General features: G+C 69.3%; 1 protein-coding gene. It reads left to right on the top strand.

Going from position 1 to position 251, the window contains the following annotated elements; translation table 11 throughout:
• Positions 1-251: hypothetical protein (locus tag NDO48_RS29400; protein WP_267322941.1), on the top strand; the 251-nt coding region annotated here is incomplete at both ends.

Here is a 251-nt window from a genome sequence, read left to right as displayed (position 1 = left end):
CCTGGGCTCCGGCCGAAGGCGGCGGCATCCCGTGGCGCAAGAAATCCGACTTCTACAACGCGCCTGCCAACGGTCCGGCCGCGATCATGCTCGCCCGCACCGGTCGGCTCTGGCGGGCCCAGGAGATGTCGGACTGGATGGACCGCACCCTGCGTGACTCGCGCACCGGATTGATCCTCGACGGCATGCATTCCACCCGCGCCCTCGTCGACGCGGGCAAGTCCGGCGAGGTCGAACGCGCGATCTACAGC

This window comes from Aminobacter sp. MET-1, from assembly GCF_026521175.1.
Lineage (GTDB): Bacteria > Pseudomonadota > Alphaproteobacteria > Rhizobiales > Rhizobiaceae > Aminobacter.
This window is presented reverse-complemented; position numbering and strand designations above follow the sequence as displayed.